1 protein-coding gene is annotated in these 542 nt (G+C 64.2%); it reads right to left on the bottom strand.

The genetic code is table 11. The annotated features are described in order from the left end of the window. Positions 1 to 10 precede the first annotated feature (10 nt). A partial coding sequence (locus tag AKL29_RS00840) for a transposase (protein WP_152977375.1) occupies positions 11 to 542 on the bottom strand: 532 nt, incomplete at its 5' end.

Genomic DNA, 542 nt, shown 5'->3' with positions numbered 1-542 from the left:
CCGGCAACTGTTATGTCGGCTTGGTCTGCAGGTAGGGCTTTCTGTCGCGCATCATGGCGTTGAGGACCGTTAGGAGCTTCCTGGCGACGGCAATGAGAGCGAGCTTGGCTGGTTTGCCGACCTGTCGCAGCCGCGCGTAGAAGGCCTTGAATGGATCGGCCCGACGAACCGCGTTCAGAGCCGCCATATAGAGGGCGTCACGAACGCGCTTTCGGCCGCCGGCGATCTTGCGTTTTCCACGGAAGGCGCCGCTGTCGACGTTGAAGGGGGCAAGGCCCGCGAGCGCGGCGATCTGCTTCGCTCCAACATGTCCAAGTTCCGGCATCTTCGCGATCAGCTGCATGCAAGCCACGGGACCCACGCCCGGCAGTGAGCGCATCAACCGCGCATCGTCCGCGATCTCCGGCTCGGCCTTGGTCAATGCGTTGATATCGGCCTCGATCTCGGCGATCTCGCCGTCGAGAACCTCAATGAGCCGACTGATCCGTTCGGCCATGGCGCGGTCGTCGGCCTCGCTGCGCCGGTTCTTCTCCTGCGCGCGC

The sequence above is a fragment of the Bradyrhizobium pachyrhizi genome (assembly GCF_001189245.1).
Taxonomy (GTDB): Bacteria; Pseudomonadota; Alphaproteobacteria; order Rhizobiales; family Xanthobacteraceae; genus Bradyrhizobium; species Bradyrhizobium pachyrhizi.
This window is presented reverse-complemented; position numbering and strand designations above follow the sequence as displayed.